Genomic DNA, 4,876 nt, shown 5'->3' with positions numbered 1-4,876 from the left:
AGTCCGAAGCAGTGACGGGACAGCTGCCGCCTTCGATGGCGGCAGGCCGCCGCAAGCCGGACGGCCAACGATTTTGGCGCTATTTCCGGATGAATTACGATCTTTATCTGATGTGCTTGCCGGGACTGATTTTCCTGGTCGTGTACAAATTTGCTCCATTGCTGGGCCTATCGCTGGCTTTCAAGGATTTTAACCTGTTTGCGGGCAACAACATCATCGATTCGATCATGGCAAGCCCTTGGGTCGGCATGAAACACTTTAACCGCATTTTTGAGGACGAAGCCTTCCTGAGGGTCATCAGCAATACACTGATCATCAGCTTGTACAAGTTAGTGTTCCTGTTTCCAATCCCGATTCTCGTCGCAATCTCGCTAAACGAGCTGAGAATCCGCTGGATGAAACGTTGGGTCCAGACAATCGTGTATTTACCGCATTTCCTGTCATGGGTCATTATTTTCGGCCTGTTCTATTCCTTGTTCGGCTCCTACGGCATGATCAACAAAGTGATCGAAGCCGTCGGCGGCCAAAGCATCAGCTTTTTCTCTGATTCGTCATGGTTTCGTTCATTGCTCGTCTTTACTGAAGGATGGAAGGAAACCGGTTGGAACACCATTCTGTTTCTGGCGGCAATGACGGCCATCGACCCGCAGCAGCAGGAGGCGGCTCTCATAGACGGGGCAGGCCGGTTTAAACGAATCTGGCATATTACGATTCCTGGCATTATGCCTGTTATCATGCTCGTTCTTGTATTGCGATTGGGGCAGATTTTAAACGCCGGCTTCGAGCAGGTTCTGGTTATGTACAATCCTGCGGTGTACGATGTAGCGGACATTATCCAGACGTTTGTTTACCGGATTGGACTCGGGAAGATGGATTTCAGCCTGTCGACGGCTCTTGGCTTATTCGAATCGGTTATCGCATTCATACTGGTGTACTCCAGCAACCAGGCCAGCAAACGGTTTCTGGGAAAAAGCATCTGGTAGCCCGGGGACGGGAGAAGGGAGAACCATTTCATGAATTCTATTCGCAACCGATCGGACCGATGGTTCGATGCCGTCAACAATGCGCTGATCGTCGTTGTCGGGCTCATCTGCCTATTGCCCTTCCTGCACGTGCTTGCGAAGTCGTTCAGTGATCAAGCGTCCGTCATGGGGAATAAAATTACGTTTTACCCTATCGGCATGCATCTCGAAGCGTTCCGTTTCGTGTTTGCGCATACCCGGTTCTTCGAAGCGCTGCAGGTGACTTTGCTCGTAACGATCATTGGCACGGCGCTCAGCCTGACGATTACGATATTGGCAGCCTATCCGCTATCCAAGCCCGAATTCAAGGGACGCAAGCCGATTCTGCTGCTGTACGTATTCAGTATGCTGTTTTATGGCGGCATCATCCCGGGGTACATCCTGATGAAGGAGCTGGGACTGCTCAATACGATCTGGGCCATGATCGTTCCGCTGCTCGTCGTGCCGTTTAACCTGTTCGTCTGCAAAACGTTTTTCGAGGGCATTCCGGAAAGTATCGAAGAATCCGCCAAGATCGATGGAGCGACGAACTTGCGAATCTTGCGATCGATCGTGCTGCCGATATCGTTGCCGGTCATCGCGACTCTAGGCATTTTCTATGCTGTCGGCTACTGGAACAATTATTTTCACCCGCTGATTTATATCAGCTCGGTCGATTTGAAGCCGCTTCAGCTGTTTTTGTACGAAACGATTGCTAACACGGAGGAGCTGTTGCAGGAACAGCCGGATACGGTCAGGCTCAGCATGGCGCCCGAAGGTTTTCGCGCTGCGACCGTTATTTCCTCGATAGTACCCATATTATTGGTTTATCCATTTCTGCAGCGTTATTTTGTGACAGGGATGACGCTCGGATCGGTTAAAGGTTAGGTTTTGAGGCAAAGTGCCCTAATATAAAAAACAGAGGCTACAAAAAGGGAGGCTAATCATCTATGTTATCCAATCGCATGAAATGGATGAAAACAGCAATTGCCGGGATCGCGGCATTAACCGTGCTTGCGGGCTGCTCGGGAGGAACGGGGCAGGAAGCCGGTCAGGGCGGAACGAGCCCATCGTCTTCGCCTTCGGCGGAAACCGGAGGAGCGAAGCCGAAACTGGAGGTTCTTGCTTTTAACGTCGGTTTCGACCCGAACAACGATCCTGTCGCCAAAGACATCGAAGCAACGACGGGTTATAAGATCAACTATACGCTTTTGCCTAAGGATAATCCGGAGGAAAAGCTTAATATCGAGGTTGCGTCCGGCGCGAACTACGACATTCTCACGTTAAACCCGCCGCAGTTTTATACGCTGGTCGCCCAAGGCGCGCTTCAGCCGATCGGAGATTTGGTCGACCAACACGGAGCGAACCTGAAGGAAGGAATCTCGGAATCTTCCTGGGAGCTTGGCAGATACAACGGAGAGTTGTACGGCATTCCGCAGAAAAACGAACGCGCTAACATTGAGCAGACGATGATCGTGCGGCAGGATGTGCTGGATGAGCTTGGTTTGAAAACGCCGGAAACGCTAGACGAGTTCTACGAAACGCTGAAAACGATCAAAGCAAAGAAGCCGGATATGATTCCGCTTACGGGGAACGGAATGAACGTCCCTATGGTCTGGAGCGCGTACGGCATCTATACGGCGTGGTCCGAAGTGGAAGGACAATTGCTGCCGCGAATTAAGCACCCGGCAATGGAAGAGTATTTTGCCTTCATGAAGAAACTGTTCGACGAAGGTTTGGTCGATAAAGACTGGCCGATCAATAAATCGGCCCAAGCCCAGGAGAAGTTCATCAGCGGTCAGGCGGCGATGATCTCGGGCGACTGGAATCTGGCCTCGAATATGAACGATGCATTTAAAACGAACGTGCCCAACGGCAAAATGGGTTACATCTCGCCTTTGCAGGGACCTGACGGATCGGCCGGCGTGGAAATGGCCGACAAGCTGATTTATGTGCATGCGATTCCGAAGTCCTCTAAAAATGCCGAAGAAGCGATCAAGTTTATGGACATGAAGATGGAGAAAGACAACTTCACGTTTCTGACGTTGGGCGAAAAGGGTGTTACGTTTAACGAGGAGAACGGAGTTTACAGCCCGATTATGCCGATTTTCACGGAAAAACGAGGCAGCGCGTATTTCTTCCTCAACGGCATTCGTGAAGTCGAGTATGCGGAAATGTGGCTGGCGCGTCTTCGCCGGACGCCGACTTTGTTCGAAGCTTTTAATGCTATCAATAAGGATTTCGACAAATATGCGAAAGTCAATCCGATCGCGTTTATGCCGCCAATCGAAGCTGTCGGCAAAAACTTGCCGAGCCTGACTCAAATGGAGAACGACTTCTTCCTGCAGGTGCTGCTCAGCGGCGAGAAGGTCGAGAACTTCGCCAAGTTCCTCAGCAAATGGGATTCGTCCGGAGGCAGCGACGTAATAAAAGCGATCAACGACTGGTACAGCACAAAAAAATAGAGAATACGTTGCACTTGGAAGGAGCGGCATGAAAATGAATTATATTGAAGAAACGGCCCGGCGCATTCCCGTAACGGCGGAACCGGATGTGCTCGTCGTGGGGGGAGGCCCCGCGGGAATCGGCGCCGCGGTAGCAGCCGCCCGCAACGGAGCAAAAGTATTGCTGCTTGAGCGGTACGGATTCGTCGGCGGCAATTTGACAGTAGCTATGGTCAATCCGATGTTTACGTTCCATGACGTTAACGGCAATCAAGTTATCCGGGGCGTAGCCGGCGAACTGGTTGACCGGCTGGTTAAGAAGACGGTCTCTCTGGGCCACGTCACGGATTTGACGTTTGATAATGCTTCGATGTCTCCGTTCGATCCGGAAGGCATGAAGCTCGTGCTGTTCGAAATGCTGAAGGAGGCCGGCGTCGAACTGATGCTGCATACCACGTTCGCCGACGCCTACGCGGAAGACGGCAGAATCATCAGCGTTATCGTCGAAAGCAAATCAGGACGGCAGGCGATTCGGGCAAAAACGGTAATCGACTGCTCGGCGGACGCCGACGTCGCCGCGAGAATCGGCGCTCCTTTTGTCAAAGGACGGGAGTCGGACGGAGCGATGCAGCCGGTAACGCTGTTCTACCGGGTGGCCGGCGTCGATGTGGGCCGGTTAAAAGCCTGGATGAAAGACAACCGGCAGCTGCTCAAAGATTCGCCTAGCGACGAAGAGATAGACGCGCAAAGCGCGCTGGCGTTTCTCGGGATGAAGGAAATTATTCAAGCGGCGGTCGAGCGCGGGGAGTATCCGAAAGATGCCGCGCCGCGGATTCTGATGTACGAGCTTCCGCGAGAAGGTCAATTTGTAGTGAACTGTACCCGCCTTCAAGGCATCGACGGTACCAATGTCATGGACCTGACGAGGGCCGAGATCGAAACGCGGCATCAGGCGTGGGCTGTGACCGAATTCATGAAGCGGAACATCGGCGGATTCGAGGACGCCTACGTGCTCGATACCGGCGTGCAGGTCGGCGTTCGCGAAACGCGGCATATCGTCGGGGATTACACGATGACCGAGGAAGACGTGCTGAACAGCCGGGCGTTCGAGGATGGCATTGCATGCGGCACGTTCGCCATCGACATTCACCCGCCGGAAGGAGAGCAGCAGGTGTTTACCGGTTCGGGCAAGGCGGTCTACGAAATTCCTTACAGCAGTTTGCTTCCCCAAGGAGTCGAAAATTTGCTCGTAGCCGGGCGCTGCATCTCGGCGACGCATAACGCGTTTGGTTCGGTTCGCGTCATGGCGACGGCAATGGGCATTGGGCAAGGGGCAGGAACCGCGGCGGCTCTGGCTGTTAGCCGGAGGCTTAACACGCGGGAAGTTCCCGTGGCGGATGTTCGAAGGCTGCTGATCGAACAAGGCCAATA

At 53.1% G+C, this 4,876-nt stretch carries 4 protein-coding genes; all 4 read left to right on the top strand.

The annotated features are described in order from the left end of the window. Window positions 1-35: 35 nt before the first annotated feature. Complete coding sequence (locus tag PAT3040_RS30170) at window positions 36-983, top strand: ABC transporter permease (RefSeq protein ID WP_108995603.1); 948 nt, start codon at window positions 36-38, stop codon at window positions 981-983. Window positions 984-1,013: 30 nt separating this feature from the next. Continuing rightward, window positions 1,014-1,889, top strand: a complete 876-nt coding sequence (locus tag PAT3040_RS30165; RefSeq protein ID WP_108995600.1) for a carbohydrate ABC transporter permease — start codon at window positions 1,014-1,016, stop codon at window positions 1,887-1,889. A gap of 62 nt (window positions 1,890-1,951) precedes the next feature. Then, complete coding sequence (locus PAT3040_RS30160) at window positions 1,952-3,466, top strand: extracellular solute-binding protein (protein WP_108995599.1); 1,515 nt, start codon at window positions 1,952-1,954, stop codon at window positions 3,464-3,466. A gap of 34 nt (window positions 3,467-3,500) precedes the next feature. Then, window positions 3,501-4,876, top strand: a 1,376-nt coding sequence (locus tag PAT3040_RS30155) for an FAD-dependent oxidoreductase (RefSeq protein ID WP_219930334.1), incomplete at its 3' end; no start/stop codon positions are given.

The organism is Paenibacillus agaridevorans, from assembly GCF_003112455.1.
Classification (GTDB): Bacteria; Bacillota; Bacilli; order Paenibacillales; family Paenibacillaceae; genus Pristimantibacillus; species Pristimantibacillus agaridevorans.
This window is presented reverse-complemented; position numbering and strand designations above follow the sequence as displayed.

Excerpts from the sequence above, each read along its gene's own strand:
- PAT3040_RS30160 (WP_108995599.1), top strand. The coding sequence starts at position 1,952 with ATGTTATCCAATCGCATGAAATGGATGAAAACAGCAATTGCCGGGATC.
- PAT3040_RS30170 (WP_108995603.1), top strand. The coding sequence starts at position 36 with ATGGCGGCAGGCCGCCGCAAGCCGGACGGCCAACGATTTTGGCGCTAT.
- PAT3040_RS30165 (WP_108995600.1), top strand. The coding sequence starts at position 1,014 with ATGAATTCTATTCGCAACCGATCGGACCGATGGTTCGATGCCGTCAAC.